Raw genomic sequence first — 18721 nt, 5'->3', positions numbered from 1 at the left:
CGGCGGCCACGGCAACTGCCCTATAAGTTGCCGTGCAGTTGCGGTTTTTGGCAATCTCTTGCTGTGTCCGGCTAGGTAAGGACGCGGGATTTTGGCCTAATCTTAACCCGCTTCCGCCACCAAATCAGGATAATCGGTGTAGCCTATCTCAGGTGCCTGCAACCCGGAACTGTAGAACGTTTCGGTGTGATAGGGGTTGAGCGGCACGTTCAGTTGCAGGCGGCGGGGCAGATCAGGATTGGCAATGAAGTCTTTGCCAAAAGCCACCGCGTCTGCTTCTCCGGCGGCAACCACCTGTTGGGCGGTTTCGCGGTTAAAGCCCTCATTGGCGATCAAAACGCCGCCAAAGCGTTTTTTTAAGGCCGGACTGATGCGGTTTTCGCCTAGGGATTCGCGGGTACAAATAAAGGCGATGCCGCGCTGGCCTAATTGCTCGGCCACATAACCGAAGGTACTCAAGGGATCTGAATCGCCCATGGAATGGGCATCACCCCTAGGCGCAAGATGCACCCCAACGCGACCTGCACCCCAGATTGCAATCGCGGCATCGGTGACTTCCAGCAGCAAACGGGCACGGTTTTCTATTGGGCCGCCATAACTGTCATTACGTTTATTGGTGCTGTCCTGCAAAAACTGGTCGAGCAGGTAGCCATTGGCGCCATGCAGCTCGACACCGTCGAAACCGGCTTGTTTGGCGTTTTCCGCCCCTTGACGATAATCTTCGATAATCTGGGGAATTTCAGCCGTGTCTAACGCCCTTGGTATCACGAAATCCCGCAAAGGCCGCAAGAGGCTGACATGGCCTTGTGGCGCAAGGGCACTGGGTGCGACGGGCAAGTCGCCGTTGAGATAATCGGGATGGGAAACCCGGCCGACATGCCATAGCTGTAAAAAAATCCGCCCGCCTGCCGCGTGTACAGCTTTCGTTACTTTGCTCCAGCCCTCGACTTGTTCTTCCGACCAAATGCCGGGGGTATTCGGATACCCTACGCCCTGTGCGGAAACGCAGGTCGCTTCGCTTAAAATCAGTCCTGCTCCCGCCCTTTGGGTGTAATATTCCGCCATCAGCGCATTAGGCACTCTTCCGGCACTGGCGCGGCAGCGGGTCAGTGGTGCCATGATAATCCGGTTAGGCAGCGTCAGTGCCCCAACCGTGATAGGTTCAAATAGGGTAGTCATTTTTATCCTCTTGTAATGATTGGTTTTAACTTGTAAAACGTAAGCCTTTGCTCTGCCGTACCTGTTAATTTTGGCGGCGGCGCAAAAAGGCTACGGTCATCGTGGTGTTTTCGTCTTTCAATCTCGTGGAGCCACAAAAACGGATAAATAGGGGAGGGGGTAACCGGATTTAAGGGAAATACACGTTCCAGCGCATTCCGCCTAAGGCGTTACTTTTGCCGCCTTCCAGTTTGCCGCCTAACAGTGTGACTAATTCATATACCACGCTCATGCCGATGCCATGCCCGTGGATATTTTCATCCGCCCTCACTCCGCGCTTGAGAATTTCGTTATATTTGCCTAACGGAATGCCTGGGCCGTCGTCTTCGATTTGTATTTGGACGGAAAAGTTGCGGCGGTTATTGCGGACATTTAAAGACACGCTCAGTTTGACGTTCTGCCGGCACCACTTACAGGCATTGTCGAGCAGATTGCCGACAATTTCGTATAAATCGCCTTCTTCACAATAGATTAAACAGGAGTCGGGTATCGCTACGGCAATGGTAATGCCTTTGTCGAGATAGACTTTATTAAGCGATGCGGTAATCTTATTGACAATCACCGGCAAATCTACGGTTTTAATGGCTTTATGCTGGCCTTTGGCGGCCGCGCGGTGCAATTGGTACTCGACAATCTCATCCATCCGCGAAATCTGCTCTTTGACCGTGTCGGTATTGGAGCTGAATGTTTCGGCACAGCCGCGCAAAATGGCGAGCGGGGTTTTTAAGCTGTGGGCAAGGTCGGCAAGGTTGTTGCGGTAGCGTTCCAGATGCGCCCGCTCAATACTGATAAAGGCGTTCAGATTCCCTACTAAACCTTTTAGTTCGCTAGGGTAGGAGCCGTCCAAATGGGTTTTGGTGCCATGTTCTATCGCCGCCAAATCGGTGGCGATACTGCGCAACGGCTTAAGGCTCCAGCGCAACAGGGCAAACTGGATAGTCACCAAAACAATGCCGATAAACAGCAGCCAGATGCGCAAGGTTTTTTGCAGGTGTTCGATTTGATGGCTGACGAATTGGGCATCTTCGGCGACGGTAAAAATATATTCCCGCTCGACACCGGAGACGTTTTGCCACACCACGTCATAATGCAGTACATACCTGCCATGATTATCAAAGGCAAACAAGGATTCGCCGACCTTAAGCGGCGGCGGGCTGATCACATCCAAGCCTAAGCCGGAGGTAGAGCGCCACAGCACCTCGCCTTGCTTTTGCTGGACAAACCCATATAAGCCGGAACCTGGGTTACTGAAGCGCGGTTCGGGCAAATAGTCGGGCATCTTCAATTGTCCGGCATTATTAATTTCCGCCAAAGACAATAAGGAATAAATTTGCACCTGCAAGCGCTCTTGCAGCGCCTGCTCGGCGCTGTCACGGAAACCTTGCTCAAGGATAATGGCGACCAAGCCAAAGAACACGGTCAGCGCCAAGCCTTCGGCAACTAAGAGACGGAAACTTAAAGATTTTAGGCGCAAAGTTCAGGCTCAGGAAGTCAGGGGGATACGGTAGCCGCGGCCACGCAAGGTTTCTATGGGTTTACGGCTACCGTCCGGGTCAAGCTTTTTGCGTAATCGGCCTATGAACACTTCAATGACATTGCTGTCGCGGTCGAAGTCCTCATCATAAATATGCGCCGTCAATACCGATTTGGAAATCAGCTCGCCTTTACGGAACATAAGGTATTCCAAAACTTTATATTCATAAGCGGTCAGTTCCAATTTAACGCCGGCGACACTGACCTCCTGTGCGACCGTATCCAGTTCGATATTGTCATGGGTCAATACTGGATGTGCCTGCCCTGCCGAACGGCGGATCAGGGCGTTAATACGCGCCAGCATTTCTTCATAATGGAACGGTTTGACCAGATAATCATCCGCCCCCGCTTCCAGACCTTCGACTTTCTCCTGCCAGCGGCTCCGCGCCGTCAGAATCAGGATTGGGATGGTGACTTTGTTTTTGCGCAGGCGTTTAATCAGCTCAATACCCGAAAAGTCCGGCAAGCCAATATCGACCACCGCCGCGTCAATAGGGAATTCTTTGCCCATATAGAAACCGTCGGCGCCGGTATGGGCGGTATCGACCGCAAAGCCCCGTTCGGCAAAAAAGTGCTGGATCTGTTCACATAGGATCACTTCATCTTCAACAACCAGAATGCGCATAGTCTGTTAACCTAAACTTAGTTAAGTAATTGGCCGGTTTCGGCATCAAATTTATAATGGCGGATATGGCCTTGGGTGGTCAAGACCCGAATGACATGGACTTGTTTATCATCAATCTGCTCGGTTTCAGCCCCTAAGACCCGGTTATGGCTATCTTGGTTCAATTGTCTGGCGGCCAAGTCCACGGCAGCGGTTTGCGTCAGTCTGACGGGATTGGCAAAGCTATTGCTGCCCTCTTCGGCAAAACTGGCCTTACCCGCTAACAGCAAGGCCAGTATACTGATACGGATGACGTTTTTCATAAAATTTCCTGCAAATGCGAATAAAATTAAGCGGACTGCCAAGAAAGTGACCTTTCTTTGTCTATGGCTCATAGTGTATTCGCCTGACCCTGAACCTGCGCTTAATCTGCCTTACATTGCCAATAGTGTGAAAAACGCTAGCCGTTACTTAGGAACGTGCATGAAATAAAACCTGTTGTACAGGCGAAAGTACGGCAACCCCCTCCCAGCCTCCCCCTTGCCAGGGGGAGGGGCTTTTTCCTCTAACTTTCGCCTGTACGACGGGGAAGCCGTTCGCTCCCTCCCCTGCGAAGAGCGACTGCATGGATGCAGGAGGTAGAGCAACGCAGGAGCGGTTGCCGAGAGGGCTGGGGTGGGGTTGAACACGCTGAGGTGCAAAATGAACGCCTACTTAATTTTATGCACGTTCCTTAACGTAAGGACGGCGTTTGCAAGACATTGCTCAGCGCGTGTTCAAAAGACGCGCCCAACTTGCCCGCCAATTTATCGATCAGGGCTTCTTGTTGGGTGAAATCAACCCGCTTTTCGGCGCCGATAATATCGCGGGCCACCTTATCGTCATCGGAAAAATCATCGGCGATGCCATTTTTCACGCCGGCTTCGCCCGTCCAGACCAAACCGGAGAACATATCCGGCGTTTCTTTCAGGCGATTGCCGCGCCCCAGTTTAACGGCGCTGATAAATTGTTGGTGGACTTGCCCCAGCAACTCCTTCATATAGGCGGTTTCGTCTTCCTTAGGCGGCGAAAACGGGTCGAGCATGGCCTTATGCGCCCCGGCGGTCAGTAAACGCCGCTCTACGCCCAGGTTTTTCATGGCATCGACAAAACCGAAACCGTCCATCAATACCCCGATAGAGCCGATCAGGCTGGCGGGATTGACAAATATCTTATCGGTGGCGGACGCAATGTAATAGCAGCCGGATGCGCAAACGTCGCTGACTACGGCATAAATCGGCAATTGCGGATGCTCTTTCTTAATTTTGCGGATTTCGTCATAGACATAAGCGGATTGCACCGGGCTACCGCCAGGTGAGTTGGCATGGATGATGATGCCCTTGGTATGCTCGTCCTTTACCGCATTACGCAGGCTTTCAATCAAATCGGCGGCATTGGCATCTTTGCCTTCGGCAATCATGCCGACCAAGTTGATCACGGCGGTGTGTTCGCCGGAAGAGTTTTTGTCCAATTTCAGTTTGGGATAAACCGCCACGCCCAATAATACCAGGATGTAGGCGAACATTAAGGATTTAAAGAAAATCCCCCAGCGGCGGGTGGCTTTTTGTTCGTCCAGCGCGGCAAACGCCAGTTTTTCTAAAACACTGCGCTCCCAATGGGCGCTATCGGTCGGGTGTTGCGAATTGTCTTTTTCTTGATTGTCCATTAGGTTAACCTTGGATATAGTCCAGTAATTGCGTCGGTTTTTGTAGACAACGCAAAGGGTTGTATTGTTGCAAAAAATCTTCGCTATGGGCACCGCAGGCCACGCCCACTGAGGCTATCTGGGCATTTTGCGCCATTTGTAGATCATGTATGGAATCGCCGACCATTAACACCCGGTCTTTATCCACCTGCGCATGGGCGATCAGCTCATGCAGCATCAGCGGGTTAGGCTTGGAGGCGGTCTCATCGGCGCACCGGGTCGCGCAAAACAATTGCGCCGTTCCCGTCGCCGCTAATGCTTCATCTAAGCCTGCACGGGTTTTTCCGGTCGCCACCGCCAGTTGGTAGCCGTCGTCCTTAAGCTGCACCAGCATGTCGTAAACGCCGGCAAACAAATCGTCAGGGCTGATGGGTTTGGAAAAATAGGCTTTGCTGTAATGGCGTACTAGCACAGCCACTTTTTGGTCATCGGCGGCCGGGAACAAAGCCTGCATCGCCTTGTCTATGCTCAGGCCAATAACATCTTTGGCGGCTTGCCGTTCGGGAGCGCCGATACCGCACAATTCCCCCGCCTGTTGCAGGCAGTCGGCAATCCAGTCTATCGAATTGATTAAGGTGCCGTCCCAATCGAAGATGATTAAATCATAAGCGTTCTTCATAAGTTAATAAATCGTCCAGTTGTTGAGGTAAAGGGGCTGAGACGGTCAATAACGCGCCGGTGACCGGATGCGTAAATTGCAGGGTGGCGGCATGAAGGAACATGCGCTTATAGCCCCGGCTGCGGAACGCTTTATTGACGTCATCTTGGCCGTAACGCTCATCACCGACTATTGGATGCCCCAAACTGCTGGCGGCATGGACACGGATCTGATGGGTACGTCCGGTTTTAGGGGCGGCTTCGACCAAGGTGCAGTCAGGAAACAGTTTAAGCCGTCGGAACAGCGTTTCCGCCTCTTTGCCCGTTTTACTGATAAATACCATGCGTTCGCCGCCTTGGGTTTGGTTTTTTTGCAGCGGCGCACTGACCAGCAGTTTTTTGCGCAACCACTGCCCCGCCAAGAGCGCGAGATAGGTCTTTTGCACTTGGTCTTCACGGAATAGGGTATGGAGTTTTTTTAGGGCGCTGCGTTTTTTGGCGATCAGCAAGCAGCCGGAGGTGTCCTTATCTAATCGGTGTACCAACTCCAAAAACGGCGCATTCGGCCTGACCGAACGCAGACCCTCAATAATACCGGAGTTAATGCCGGTACCGCCATGTACCGCATACCCGGCAGGTTTATTGATGATCATAAACGCCTCGTCCTCAAACAACACGCTGGCCGCCAGCGCGTCTTGCAAATGCTGGCCGACAAAGGTTTCAGGGGCTTTTTCGGCTACCCGCACCGGGGGTATCCGCACTTGGTCGCCTGTTTCCAGACGGTATTTGACATCGACACGGCCTTTATTGACGCGTACCTCGCCTTTGCGGACAATACGGTAAATATGGCTTTTCGGCACACCTTTCAGAAACGTGATTAAAAAATTGTCCAAACGCTGGTCGCATTGTTCTTCGGTAATGTCGATCAGTTGGACTTTTGGGGTTCCGCCCTGTTCTGCTGTGGTCATAAGTAAATAATATCAGTATTATGGTCTGGATTGATTCTTTAAATTGCTGTAGGGCGATAAGGTTGCTATATTAAGCATGTTTTCAAAAAAAACATAACCCGCCCCACTTTGCCATGATGGCACGGGCTGGGGCAAAGCCATGCGGCTAACAGGGCAGACTCATCACGCCCGTTTGTTTAGGCCGCATAAGACAAGATTTTTTGGGTTCATCGCTCGACCCTTGATGCGCGATTTTTAAACTCCTGCTGACAACAGAATTTACCCTTAAGACTGATTTGACTTAAGTTTTTAGTATTGTGAGCGCAGGTACCGTTGCCTTCATGATTTGCAGCCAAGCTACCGACAATAATGCGCCGATAAACCAAACGCCGATAAACCAACAATAGCACGGTAAACCGCCGATTGATGGTGTTTTTTAACCACTATCGCCCACTAGGCCTATTGTCTTGATTACTCACTTTGCACTAGGAATTAAGCCCGTCTGATTAATAAAGTCTGGCCACGGAGCAGGACACTACAAGGATACACAATGAAAAGAATGCTTATCAACGCCACGCAGGCGGAAGAACTGCGGGTCGCTTTGGTAGACGGTCAAAAACTGTATGATTTTGACATAGAAGTACCATCAAAAGAACAAAAAAAATCCAATATTTATAAAGGCATCATCACCCGCGTAGAACCTAGCTTAGAAGCCGCCTTCGTCAATTACGGCGCCGACAAGCACGGCTTCTTGCCTTTTAAGGAAATCTCCCCCGCTTATCGGCACACGCCTGAAGGCGCCGAAGAAGGCCGTCGTGCGGCGGTTAAAGACCTGATTAAAGAAGGCCAAGAAATTGTCGTTCAGATTGAAAAGGAAGAGCGGGGCAACAAAGGCGCGGCGCTGACCACCTATATCAGCCTCGCAGGCACTTATCTGGTGTTGATGCCCAACAACCCGAAAGCGGGCGGCATTTCCCGCCGCATTGAGGGCGACACCCGCAGCGAATTGCGCGAAGTCATGGCCTCCTTGACCATCCCCGATAATATGGGGTTGATTGTCCGCACCGCCGGGTGCGGCAAAAATGCCGAAGAGCTGCAATGGGACTTAAATTACCTGATGCAGTTGTGGGAGTCCATTGAGCGCTCGTCCAGCGAACAAAAAGCCCCGTTTTTGGTGTTCCAAGAAAGCAACGTCATAATTCGCGCCCTGCGTGACCATTTACGCGGTGATGTCGATGAAATTCTGATCGACAATCAAGAATCCTTTGCTTTGGTGCAAAAATTCCTCAAGCAAGTCATGCCGCATTTCTTGCCTAAAGCGAAATTGTACCAAGATGCCGTACCGCTGTTTAACCGTTACCAAATTGAAGCCCAAATCGAAGTCGCCTATAACCGCGAAGTGTCGTTGCCGTCCGGCGGCTCTATCGTCATCGACCATACCGAAGCGCTGACTTCCATCGATATTAACTCGGCCCGCGCCACCAAAGGCAATGATATTGAAGAAACCGCACTGAACACTAATTTGGAAGCGGCGGAAGAGATTGCCCGGCAATTGCGTCTGCGTGACTTAGGCGGTCTGTTCGTCATCGATTTCATCGATATGATGTCCAACAAAAACCAGCGCAGCGTTGAAAACCATCTGCGTGACGCGCTCAAAATCGACCGGGCCCGTATCCAAACCGGCAAAATTTCCCGTTTCGGCTTGCTGGAAATGTCCAGGCAACGGATGCGGCCTTCGTTAGGGGATTCCACGCAAATCATCTGCCCCCGTTGCAAAGGCCAAGGCACTATCCGTAACGTCGAATCCGTGGCGTTGTCGGTGTTGCGGTTGATTGAAGAGGAGGCGATGAAAAAAAGCACCGAAAAAGTCATTGTCCACTTGCCGATTGAATCCGCTACTTTCCTGCTCAATGAAAAACGCAGTGCCATTGAGCAAATTGAGCACCGCCTGAAAGTCGGCATCGTTATCTTGCCTAGCCGCCACATGGAAACGCCTGCCTACGAGATTGAGCGTATTAAGGAAAAAGAAGCGGCACCTGACGATAAGCCTAGCTATATCCAAATTAAGGCCGAAGAGATCACTATCCCTGAATTTGCCCAGCAAATGAAGAGCAAAGTGGAGCGTCCGGTCATCCAAGAATTTGTTCATGACGTGCCTGAACCCATTGTCCAGAAAAACGAAGCGGCCAGCCTGATTAAACGCTTCTGGCATAAGCTGGTCGGTGCCGTGGCGAATGAGCCGGATAACAAAGATGCCGCACCTGCCATTGCCGACCTTGAAGAGGCCTTGCCAGCTACCGGCGAAGCCGTGCCTAGCCGTAGCCGCAACTCCAACCGTAAACGCAACCGTAACAGAAACCGTGACCGTGACCGTGAAACGGCAACTGTAGCGGCTCCGGCTATGGATGCGGACAAGCCAGAAAAAGCTGATAAACAGGACAAACCGGAATCAGCAACTCAGCCGCAACGCCAATTTAGGGGGCCTGGCCGTAATGTCAGACCGAACATTATCCTTCCCGCACCAGCGGCGGCAACCGCCCAAGTGGATGCACCGGATAAACCGGCATCCGCCGCACCAGCCCATAAAGAGCTGGCAGAGGCTAAAGGTTCGGATACATTAGTCGCATCCGCTATTGAATCCGACGACCATATCTCAGAATTATCCGCCGAAGAGCAGGCCAGCCTACGGTCGTCTTCCAGACGTTCGAGCCGCCGTGGCCCTAACCGCAGAAGACCGCGTAACCCTAATTACAAGCGCCCCGAAGACAACCATGAGGGACACAGTGATGAAGAGCCGCAACTGGCGGCGCAAGACGACTTTGAAGTGGCGGCACAGGTACACGGCGAACATTTCAGCCACTTTGACGCTAAGCCAGAAGTATCCATACCCGTTGCCGTTGCACAAGCAGAAACAGAGGTTAAGCCGGTAGAACCTGCACCTGTTATCGTCGCGGAAGCGGAGACGGCGGCTGTAACGGTTACCGACGTAACGCCCGCCGCATCAGTAACCGATACTGGCCAAGCGGCCGAAGCGGCGACTGTTGTCATCGAAACGATTAGCGAATTGGCAGTGCCTGTTGAAGCCGCCACACCTGAGCCGCTTCAACAGGCCGCTACCGCGCCTACGCCAACACCTGAGCCTGTCGAAACTGCACCAATGCCTGAGATTGTTGCAACGCCCGAAAGTGTTATATCTGAACCTGTTGCTGCCGAAGTGGCGGTAGCTGTTGCGCCTGCACCAGAGCCTGAAAGCACCGCATCTGAACCTGCCGGGGTTGATGTGCCTGTAGCGGTGGCTTCCGACGTTGTGCAGGAAGTGCCAGTCCAAGATGTGCCAGTGGCAGTCAGCGCCGAACCGCCGCTGAGCGAAATAGCTGCGCCAGCATTAGCGGCAGTCATAGCGCCTACCGAACCGGAAGCCGTGACAGAAAAGCCAGCCGATATGCCAAGCTAAGGCTACACCCGGCTCCAGCGCGTATAAAAAAGCCCGCCAAGCTTACTTGGCGGGCTTTTTTCTTATCCGGCTATGTGCCACGGTAGCCTACTGCTGACTAGGGTAAGGCAGATGCCTATCACCTTAATTGGCCGTTCCTTCCTAACCTGCTCCTGCATTTAAACAAGCCCGTTCGGTTTGCGTAACCATTTCGCCGCCAACTCTTGGGCAGGCACCGGACGGCTAAAATAATAGCCCTGAAACAATTTACAGCCTTTTTGCAACAGAAAATCCACTTGCTCCTGGGTTTCCACGCCTTCGGCAATCACTTCTAAGCCTAGGTTATCCGCCATGTGGATAATGGTCTCGACAACAATTTCATTGCTGCGGTTATCCGTCACATCATTAACAAAACTTCGGTCTATTTTTAGCTGGCTGAGCGGAAATGCGGTCAAGTATGCTAAAGAAGAGTAGCCGGTACCGAAATCGTCGATACTAATGCTCAGCCCCAGCTTTTTTAACCGGCGCATTTTTTCCACCGTTTGCAGGATATTATCAATCAGCCCGCTTTCCGTCAGTTCCAACATTAATTGCCTCGGATCAATTTGGCTATTGTTGACAATAGCCGCCACCTGCTCGACAAAATCGCTTTGCTGGAACTGTTTGGCGCTGACATTGACGGCAATATGCCTAAAGGTGAGGTCTTGTTCTGACCATCTTTTTATGTTTTGGCACGCTTCCGACAGCACCCATTGGCCTAGTTGCACAATCAATCCGGTATCTTCGGCCAAGGGAATAAACTCACTGGGGGCAATCAATCCTTGGAGAGGATGCAACCAACGGATCAAGGCTTCGGCACTGACCATCTCGCCATTGGCATCCACCTGGGGCTGGTAATACAAAGTAAACTGCTGCTCTTGCAAGGCTAGCCGCAAATTAGATTCCAATTGCAGATGCCTATCCGCCGCTTCCTGCATACTGTAATCAAAAAAGCTGATGGTATTGCGGCCTTTGGCTTTTGAGCGGTACATCGCGGTATCCGCCTGTTGTAACAGCTCTTCCGGCAAACAGACCAGTTTATTGGAAAATAAGGTAATACCTATGCTAGTAGAAAAATAATGCCCGCTATTGCTTAAATGGTACGGCTGATTCAAGTCATACAGAATTTGAGTGGCGCGGCTGATGATAATATCAGTAGCCTCATGTTGAAGGCTTGACGCGGTATTCAGTAAAATGACAAATTCATCGCCCCCGAAACGGGCGGCAGTGTCTTGTTCATTAATGCCGCTGCGCAAACGTCCGGCGACCTGCTTTAGCAACTCATCCCCCGCATGATGGCCTAACGAGTCGTTTAACCATTTAAAATGGTCAAGATCGAGAAAAAGGATGGCGAAAAAACACTCTTCCGCCTGCAAATCGGTCAACACTTGCTCAATTTTGTCTTCTAACAAGCGGCGGTTAGGCAGGTTAGTCAAAGGGTCATAAAAAGCCAATTGCTTAATATGCTCTTCAAACTTTTTTTTCTCGCTGATGTCGGTAAACATCGACACATAATTGGTCACTGCTCCGTCACTGTTCTTCAAGGCGGTAATGGACTGCCATTTGGTAAACAGCGCCCCGTCTTTGCGGCGGTCAATGACCTCGCCTTCAAAACGCCCTTCATTATCCAGCCGTTGCCATAAGTCATCATAAAACGCATCATTATGTAAGCCGGAACGCAAAATAGTCGGTTTTTTGCCGACGACCTCTTCCGCCGTGTAGCCGGTAATTTTGCTAAAGGCAGGATTTACCCGCAAAATATGGGTTTGTGCATCTGTAATCATAATGCCTTGCAGGCTATTAAAGGTGATTGCCGCCAAACGCATTTCCTCTTCATTCTTCTTCGCTTCCGTAATATCCATCCATGCCCCTATGACTTCATCATGGAGGCCATCCAGCGAGGGCAAAAAATTCACTTTATCGTATACCCAGCGGTAAGTGCCGTCCTTATGCCGGAAACGGTACTGCATATCCAAGTGCTCAAGCTCAGGCAAGCGCTGTACTTTGTCCAGCAACCCGGCTAAATCTTCAGGATGGACACGGTCGACCCATAGATAACGGTTATCGTGCCACTCTTGAGGGGTAAAACCTGTTATCGGCAAAAATGCATCGCTGACAAAGGTGTTGCGGTACAGATAGCGTAACTTATCGGTCAGTACCGAAGTATAAATAGCCGCCGGACTTAGATTGACCACTGCCTTAAAACGCTGTTCGCTTTCCTGATAAGCTTGGTTACTGGCTTGTAATAAGGTGATTGTCCGATCTAAATCCGCATTAATCCGGGTCAATTGCGCTTTGGTTTGTTGGTGGACGAAAATTTCATCCTGCAATTGTTGGTTGGCCTTAAGCAGTATGGCCGGACTGGGAATCAGCAAGGCTTTGGGGATCAGCGTCCACAAAACGACAGCCGTCCACAAAGACACCGCCGCCGTTACCGCCAGCAATATCCCTTCCAACGCATAATAGGGCTGCCAGATCATAATGACTGCAAAGACATGGGTAATGCCGCAACACAGGATAAAGCCGCTAAATAAGCGGAACAGGCCTTTAAAAACAATATCGCTACGCTTTTCGAGAAAATAGGCAATGGCCAAAGGGATGGAAAAGTACGCTAAAGCGGTCAGCAAATGCGAAGCCACCAACAGCCACAGCAACCCAGGTTGCCATAAGAAACAATAGCCGTGGGGCATAAAGCTATTAGTGGGCAATAAAAAGTCTAGCAAACTCTGCATAATAACCGTCTTCCGACTAAAATTCCATGTAGCCCATTAATAACAGAATGGCATTTAAATTCAAGTAACCAGTTCACAGTTTTAATAAAAACTTGCCCAATTAGACCGTTTTTTTGCGGCTCCCTCTTGCCTTGTTCCGAAATAGCCGATGACAAATACAAATAACAAATAATATCAAAGTATTACAGTCATTAACCAAAGAACCAATAAGCCACCACAATACTTGCCAATACGCCAGCCCCATCGGCGAGCAAGCCACAAGTAACCGCATAACGGCTATGCCTGACTCCGACCGCCCCCAAATACACCGCCAGCACATAAAACGTTGTTTCGGTACTGCCTTGGACAATACAGACCAAGCGTCCGGCAAAAGAATCCACACCCGCCGTCCGCATCGTATCGATCATCAAAGCCCGCGCCGCACTCCCGCTAAACGGCTTAATTAAGGCGGTCGGCAAGGCATCGACAAAACGCCCGTCCAGTGCCAAGGCAGCCACTGCGGTACGCAATGCCTCCGCTAACAGGGCAAAAGCCCCACTGGCACGGAACACGCCAATCGCAACCAGCATCGCCACCAAATATGGCACAATCGTCACCGCCGTTTGAAAACCATCCTTTGCCCCGTCAATAAACGCCGCGTAAGCGTCCACTTTTTTATAAGCCGCGCCGGCAATAAACGCCACGATCAGGCTAAAGAGTAAAACTTGGCTTAACAATGCCGATTGTGCCAGCATTTGCGCTTGCGGTAACGCCGAAAAATAGCCTAACAAACCGCCCACCAACACAGTCAGACCCAGTAAATACGCCAATACCACTTTATCGAGCAAATTGATTTTCTGGATAAAAGCCACCGTTAACAATCCAGTTAGTGTCGATATATAGGTCGCCAGTAAAATAGGGATGAACACATCGGTAGGATTTTGCGCCCCCAATTGCGCCCGGTAACTGAAAATCGTCACCGGCAACAAAGTGACGCTGGAGCTGTTAATCACCATAAACAGAATCTGCGCGGCACTGGCGGTGTCCGGTTTGGGGTTCAGCTTTTGTAACTCCTGCATGGCCTTAATGCCCAGGGGAGTCGCGGCATTATCCAAGCCTAACATATTTGCCGACAAATTCATCACCATCGCCGCCAACGCCGGATGGTCTTTCGGCACCTCCGGCATCAGACGGCTAAACAGCGGCGTAAGCCCACGGGTCAGCAAGCGGACAAAACCGCTTTGCTCGCCAACGCGCATAATCCCCAACCATAATGCCAACACCCCGGTCAGCCCCAAGGCAATCTCAAACGCCGCTTTGGCCTGCGCGAATAAAGCAGCCAACATCTCGGCAAATACTTGCTGGTCGCCAAAGTATAACACCTTAATTGAGGCGACAAGAAAAGCCACCAGAAAAAAACCACTCCAAATACGATTGAGCATAACAAGAACTTAGAAAAGACAGCATAATGACGGCAATTGCCCCACAAGGTTAAAGCCGCACCGATTGCTTGTAGGGATTTAATAAATTTTTAACCCTACAATATAAGGGGTAAAATAGCTTACACCAGAACTGACGCTTAAATTGGGCAATTCCCATGAAAAAATATAAATACCCAACAAGATAATATAAAAAAACTGGCAAACATTGCTTAAGTCGAAAAAACATTAAAAACCATAGTCTTATCTATCATGCACTAACATGTATGGCTGGTTGGGCACATTATTTGGAGAAGCGGATGTTAACTTGGTCAGACCATTTTTCGGTAAAAATAGAATCTGTCGACATACAACATAAAAAATTATTCGAACTACTTAACCTATTGCCCGAAAATGTGACCGAAGGGGTATGCAGACAAGCGCCGATCGATGCCATACTGACAGAATTAATGGCATACGCCGGCCAGCATTTTGTCGATGAAGAACTGCTGATGCAACATCATCACCTAGACCCCCGCCATATCAATGTTCACCGGATGGAACACAAATCGTTTATCTACGACATCCAAAACATGCAGGAACATTTGTACTCGGAAGAGGAGGTGGGGGATATTGCAGAAAAGTTGGTGAGCTTCATCACCTCATGGCTGATCTACCACATACTCGGCATAGACCGGATTATGGCGGCACAAATTTTTGCCATCCACCACGGTGCGACACCCGAACAAGCTTACGAGGCACGGCACGCCGTCAACTATGACGCAGCGACTACCCATTTAATGTTGGATTCGGTACTGGACTTATGGCACCTATCTATGGACCGTTGCCATAAACTGGAGGCTAAACTGGCCGCAGTGACGGCGGCTAAACACCCAAAATAAACAAGTCGGTAAAACAGCGTTAAACCGTTGGCTTAAAAATCTGTATCAAACCTGACCGTTAAGTTGTCGCCGGACTAAAAACCCATCTAACTGATTGGCGAAGGCCTGCACATCACGCGCACTTAAGGCGGCGGGGCCGCCGGTATCAATGCCGCTGGCCCGTAGCGTATCCATAAAATCCCGCATATTTAGGCGTTCCTTGATGGTTTCTTGGTTATAGCGTTCGCCACGCGGATTAATGGCATGACCACCCTTAGCCAGCACTTCGCTAGCCAAAGGAATGTCACCGGTAATCACCAAATCCCCCGCACTTAAGCGGCTGACGATTTCATTATCGGCGACATCAAAGCCCGAATGCACGCGTAGCATTTTGATATAACGCGACGGCGGTATCGGCAACTGTTGGTTAGCGACCAGTGTGGTGGTAATGGCAGTGCGTTCCGCCGCCCGAAATAAAATATCTTTAATCGGCTTAGGACAAGCATCGGCATCGACCCATATTTGCATGGCGACTCCCTATCAGGCAAAAAAGGCTTAACCTTGCAGGACATTAGGCGGCTTGTCAACATTTTTAAGTTATAATACCGGACATACCGTCGCCACCAATGCCACCCAATACGCTGCCCCTATCGGCAATATCGCATCATTAAAATCATAATGCGGATTATGCAGCAAACAGCTATTGGCGGACGAACCGTTGCCTATCCACAGATAACAGCCCGGCTTTTCCTGTAACATAAAGGCAAAATCTTCCGACCCCATGCTGGAAGCGGGTTGTCCGTCAACCCCCGCTTCCCCTACTATGGCAATCGCGGCTTGGCGGGCCTGCTCGGTTTCTGCGGCACTGTTCCATGTCACCGGATAGCCGGGATTTTCGGGATTGAACACAGCCGTGGCGCTGACGTTAAACGCCGCCGCAATCTGCCCGGTAAGATGGCGGAGTTGGGCGGCGATTTGCGTTTGCAGTTCCGGTTTAAAACAGCGCACTGTCCCCCTTAAGGTCACGCTATCGGGAATGGCGTTCCAAGTGTTACCCGCATGGATTTGCGTGATACTGACCACCGCCGCGTCGGCAGGGTTAAGGTGACGGCTGACAATCGTTTGCAAGGCCGTAATCAAATGTGCGGCGGCGACCACGGCATCATTGCCCAAATGCGGCATTGCCGCATGGGTGGCTTGGCCTTGCAGGATAATTTCAAAGCAATCAAAAGCCGCCATCATCGCGCCCGGCTTAACGGCAAACTGGCCGAGCGGAATATCGGGATAATTGTGCATCCCGAACACGCAATCCGCGGGAAACAACGCAAACAAACCGTCATCAATCATTGCCTTCGCCCCGGCTCGGCATTCTTCGGCAGGTTGGAAGATAAAATACACCGTACCGTCAAAATCCGGCTGTTGCGCCAGATGACAAGCCGCCCCCAACAACATCGCGGTATGCCCGTCATGGCCACAGGCGTGCATCTTGCCGTCATGGCGGGATTTATGGGCAAACCCGTTGTGTTCCTGAATAAACAGCGCGTCCATATCCGCGCGTAAGGCGATTTTTTTCCCGCCCGTGCCGGCACGCAACGTACCCACCACGCCTGTCCCGCCCAAGCCCTCATGTACATCTAAGCCAAACTCACGCAATTTAGCGGTGACAAATTGTGCGGTTTGGGTTTCCTCAAACGCTGTTTCGGGATATTGGTGCAAATGCCGCCGCCATTCGCGCATGGCGGCATGTAAATAGCTTAAAGAGAGGGTAGTCGACATGGGAAACGGAAAATTTACGGGGAAAAAGCGATCTTACCCTAAAGCAAGAACCAGTAGCTGCCAACAGCAGCCCTACTCAACATCCAACTGATAATCATCAAGAAATTTTTCGGCATAATGCCGGTAAACCTTTTGCTCAATGAACGCATCGTACAGGTCAGGATCAATATGGTTGGTTTCTTTCATTTTTTTTAAGATAGCCAAGGATTCGGACAAGGTTTTGCCTTGCTTGTAAGGCCTGTCCTTAGACGTTAAGGCTTCAAAAATATCGGCAATCGCCATGCTTCTGGCTTGGATGGACATCTGGCTACGGTACAAGCCTTTAGGATATCCCGTCCCATCCATTTTTTCATGGTGGCCGCCGGCATATTCGGGGACATGTTGCAGATGCTTAGGAAACGTGATTTTCTCCAGCATGGCAATCGTGACATCGATATGCTGGTTAATGATGCGCCTTTCCTCAGCATTCAGCGTGCCTTTGGCAATGGTCAAATTATCAATTTCATCATCGCTTAGCAAAGGCTGCATTTCGCCACCTAAGCGCCAGCTTCTGTGCTTAAAGGCGCGGATACGCTCCTGGTCTTCAGGTGGCATAAATTCCCCGCCCTTATTGGCCTGCCGGATGAAAGCCAAATCTTCATCCAGTTCGGCCAATGCCGCCAAATAGGCCTGTGTGCCGGCACTCTCCGGTGTCTGCCCTTGCTCTAAAGCCTGGATTTGTTGTTTCAGCAAAGCAATTTCCCTATCCCGCCTTACTACCTCAAAACGGGTCTCCAGCAATACTATCCGGTCAACTATCGTCTGTAATTTAGTCGCCTTATCAATGACCGATTCGGGCGTGGCGATTTTGCCGCAATCATGCAGCCAGCCGGCAATTTTAAGCTCATAGCGGTCGGCATCGGTCATGACAAAATCACGCAAATAACCGTGCCGGGTATTATGTGCCGCCTCGGCGACCATCATGGTCAATTCCGGCACCCGGCGGCAATGCTCCCCGGTATGAGGGGATTTATTGTCAATCGCCGTAGCGATCAATTGCACCAACGATTCGAACATATTTGCCAAATCGTCGATCAGACATTGCTTGGTCAGGACAATCGCCGCTTGTGATGCCAAAGCTTCGGTAATGTGTTGGGATATTTCATCAAACCCCATCACTTTATTATCGCTGGCGTTTATGGCATTGATAAGCTGCAAAATGCCGATAATGTCACCTTCATGGTTGCGCATCGGTACGGCCAGGAAAGACTTTGAATGGTATTGGTTTTGTAGGTCGAACGCTTTCGTGCCTGCAAAATCAAAGTCCTGATTATGGTAGGCATCGGCTATATTGATGGTTTTATTATGATGGAAAGAACAACTGACCACATTTTTTAAGTTTGGTGCGCCATCTTCAAAATACAAAGGAATATCCGGCATCGTCACCGGAACGCCAAAACTGCCGCCCAAATTGATGCCCAAGCTATCGGACAGCACAATAGCCATTTTTATGGCATTGCCTTCGATACTGTATAGCGTCCCCCCATCTGCACGGGTGATTTGTTTTGCCCCCTGTAAAATCATTTCCAACAGTCGGCTACTGTCCTGTTCGGCAGACAAAGCAATGCCAATATCGATGAGTTTCTCAAGCTGGCTGATAAGGTGATTGTCCATTAATATGCCCTGCCTTTTATTTTAGTCGTTAGTGACATAGGCCTATCAGAATCATAACGCGGGAGACGAGGCAGCGAAAGCGAAATTTTACCTGTGGGAATTGTAATGTCTGGATTTCACCCGCTCACCAATAATGGATTGCACCGTATCAACCAAGGGCAGGGAAA

Annotated in this window: 13 protein-coding genes and 1 pseudogene; 2 read left to right on the top strand and 12 right to left on the bottom strand. The window is 50.6% G+C overall.

Annotated elements, in window-relative coordinates; all coding sequences use genetic code 11:
- Positions 1-102 precede the first annotated feature (102 nt).
- The 7 genes from AADEFJLK_RS03100 to rluC form a co-directional block, all read right to left on the bottom strand.
- The gene (locus AADEFJLK_RS03100) at positions 103-1179 is read right to left on the bottom strand and encodes an alkene reductase (protein ID WP_088619440.1); all 1077 of its coding nucleotides are present in this window, start codon (positions 1177-1179) and stop codon (positions 103-105) included.
- Between the two features lie 169 nt (positions 1180-1348).
- Positions 1349-2692 carry an ATP-binding protein gene (locus AADEFJLK_RS03095; protein WP_088619439.1) on the bottom strand — a complete coding sequence of 448 codons (1344 nt, stop codon included), beginning with the start codon at positions 2690-2692 and terminating at the stop codon, positions 1349-1351.
- A gap of 9 nt (positions 2693-2701) precedes the next feature.
- The gene (locus AADEFJLK_RS03090) at positions 2702-3376 is read right to left on the bottom strand and encodes a response regulator transcription factor (RefSeq protein WP_103973259.1); all 675 of its coding nucleotides are present in this window, start codon (positions 3374-3376) and stop codon (positions 2702-2704) included.
- Positions 3377-3393: 17 nt separating this feature from the next.
- Positions 3394-3678, bottom strand: coding sequence for a PepSY domain-containing protein (locus tag AADEFJLK_RS03085; protein WP_103973258.1), 285 nt, complete (start codon positions 3676-3678; stop codon positions 3394-3396).
- Between the two features lie 410 nt (positions 3679-4088).
- Entirely contained in the window at positions 4089-5060 is a 972-nt protein-coding gene (locus AADEFJLK_RS03080) for a S49 family peptidase (protein WP_088619436.1), read from the bottom strand.
- Between the two features lie 4 nt (positions 5061-5064).
- Positions 5065-5718, bottom strand: coding sequence for an HAD family hydrolase (locus tag AADEFJLK_RS03075; RefSeq protein ID WP_103973257.1), 654 nt, complete (start codon positions 5716-5718; stop codon positions 5065-5067).
- Positions 5702-6664, bottom strand: coding sequence for a 23S rRNA pseudouridine(955/2504/2580) synthase RluC (gene rluC / locus AADEFJLK_RS03070; protein ID WP_088619434.1), 963 nt, complete (start codon positions 6662-6664; stop codon positions 5702-5704). The genes AADEFJLK_RS03075 and rluC overlap by 17 nt, the downstream gene beginning before the upstream one ends.
- Before the next feature lie 529 nt (positions 6665-7193).
- On the opposite strand from rluC, the pseudogene AADEFJLK_RS03065 reads away from it, so the two are divergent.
- Positions 7194-9465: pseudogene (locus AADEFJLK_RS03065) on the top strand (Rne/Rng family ribonuclease); the annotation flags it as partial.
- Positions 9466-10255: 790 nt separating this feature from the next.
- Here the strand turns inward: AADEFJLK_RS03065 and AADEFJLK_RS03060 are convergent.
- A complete protein-coding gene (locus AADEFJLK_RS03060; RefSeq protein ID WP_103973256.1) occupies positions 10256-12847 on the bottom strand; it encodes a bifunctional diguanylate cyclase/phosphodiesterase in 2592 nt (863 codons plus the stop codon).
- Positions 12848-13038: 191 nt separating this feature from the next.
- Entirely contained in the window at positions 13039-14268 is a 1230-nt protein-coding gene (locus AADEFJLK_RS03055) for a nucleoside recognition domain-containing protein (RefSeq protein WP_103973255.1), read from the bottom strand.
- 296 nt (positions 14269-14564) lie between these two features.
- Here AADEFJLK_RS03055 and AADEFJLK_RS03050 point away from each other — a divergent pair, with 296 nt between their 5' ends.
- Positions 14565-15146, top strand: coding sequence for a bacteriohemerythrin (locus AADEFJLK_RS03050; protein ID WP_088619430.1), 582 nt, complete (start codon positions 14565-14567; stop codon positions 15144-15146).
- Positions 15147-15191: 45 nt separating this feature from the next.
- Here the strand turns inward: AADEFJLK_RS03050 and AADEFJLK_RS03045 are convergent, their stop codons facing one another.
- From AADEFJLK_RS03045 to AADEFJLK_RS03035, 3 genes are all read right to left on the bottom strand, one after another.
- Positions 15192-15653, bottom strand: a complete 462-nt coding sequence (locus AADEFJLK_RS03045; RefSeq protein ID WP_088619429.1) for a YaiI/YqxD family protein — start codon at positions 15651-15653, stop codon at positions 15192-15194.
- Between the two features lie 69 nt (positions 15654-15722).
- Positions 15723-16901: a M20 aminoacylase family protein gene (locus AADEFJLK_RS03040; protein ID WP_170065020.1), complete on the bottom strand. Its 1179-nt coding sequence runs from the start codon at positions 16899-16901 to the stop codon at positions 15723-15725.
- 72 nt (positions 16902-16973) lie between these two features.
- Positions 16974-18554: an HD domain-containing phosphohydrolase gene (locus tag AADEFJLK_RS03035; RefSeq protein WP_103973254.1), complete on the bottom strand. Its 1581-nt coding sequence runs from the start codon at positions 18552-18554 to the stop codon at positions 16974-16976.
- Between the last annotated feature and the right edge of the window lie 167 nt (positions 18555-18721).

The sequence above is a fragment of the Methylovulum psychrotolerans genome, assembly GCF_002923755.1.
In the GTDB taxonomy this organism is placed as follows: domain Bacteria; phylum Pseudomonadota; class Gammaproteobacteria; order Methylococcales; family Methylomonadaceae; genus Methylovulum; species Methylovulum psychrotolerans.
Note: the sequence above shows the minus strand (reverse complement) of the source record. Positions and strands in the feature narration are given on the sequence as shown.

Coding starts and splice junctions, on each gene's coding strand:
- AADEFJLK_RS03090 (WP_103973259.1), bottom strand. CDS start 3,376: ATGCGCATTCTGGTTGTTGAAGATGAAGTGATCCTATGTGAACAGATC.
- rluC (WP_088619434.1), bottom strand. CDS start 6,664: ATGACCACAGCAGAACAGGGCGGAACCCCAAAAGTCCAACTGATCGAC.
- AADEFJLK_RS03060 (WP_103973256.1), bottom strand. CDS start 12,847: ATGCAGAGTTTGCTAGACTTTTTATTGCCCACTAATAGCTTTATGCCC.
- AADEFJLK_RS03100 (WP_088619440.1), bottom strand. CDS start 1,179: ATGACTACCCTATTTGAACCTATCACGGTTGGGGCACTGACGCTGCCT.
- AADEFJLK_RS03075 (WP_103973257.1), bottom strand. CDS start 5,718: ATGAAGAACGCTTATGATTTAATCATCTTCGATTGGGACGGCACCTTA.
- AADEFJLK_RS03040 (WP_170065020.1), bottom strand. CDS start 16,901: ATGTCGACTACCCTCTCTTTAAGCTATTTACATGCCGCCATGCGCGAA.
- AADEFJLK_RS03050 (WP_088619430.1), top strand. CDS start 14,565: ATGTTAACTTGGTCAGACCATTTTTCGGTAAAAATAGAATCTGTCGAC.
- AADEFJLK_RS03035 (WP_103973254.1), bottom strand. CDS start 18,554: ATGGACAATCACCTTATCAGCCAGCTTGAGAAACTCATCGATATTGGC.
- AADEFJLK_RS03045 (WP_088619429.1), bottom strand. CDS start 15,653: ATGCAAATATGGGTCGATGCCGATGCTTGTCCTAAGCCGATTAAAGAT.
- AADEFJLK_RS03085 (WP_103973258.1), bottom strand. CDS start 3,678: ATGAAAAACGTCATCCGTATCAGTATACTGGCCTTGCTGTTAGCGGGT.
- AADEFJLK_RS03080 (WP_088619436.1), bottom strand. CDS start 5,060: ATGGACAATCAAGAAAAAGACAATTCGCAACACCCGACCGATAGCGCC.
- AADEFJLK_RS03055 (WP_103973255.1), bottom strand. CDS start 14,268: ATGCTCAATCGTATTTGGAGTGGTTTTTTTCTGGTGGCTTTTCTTGTC.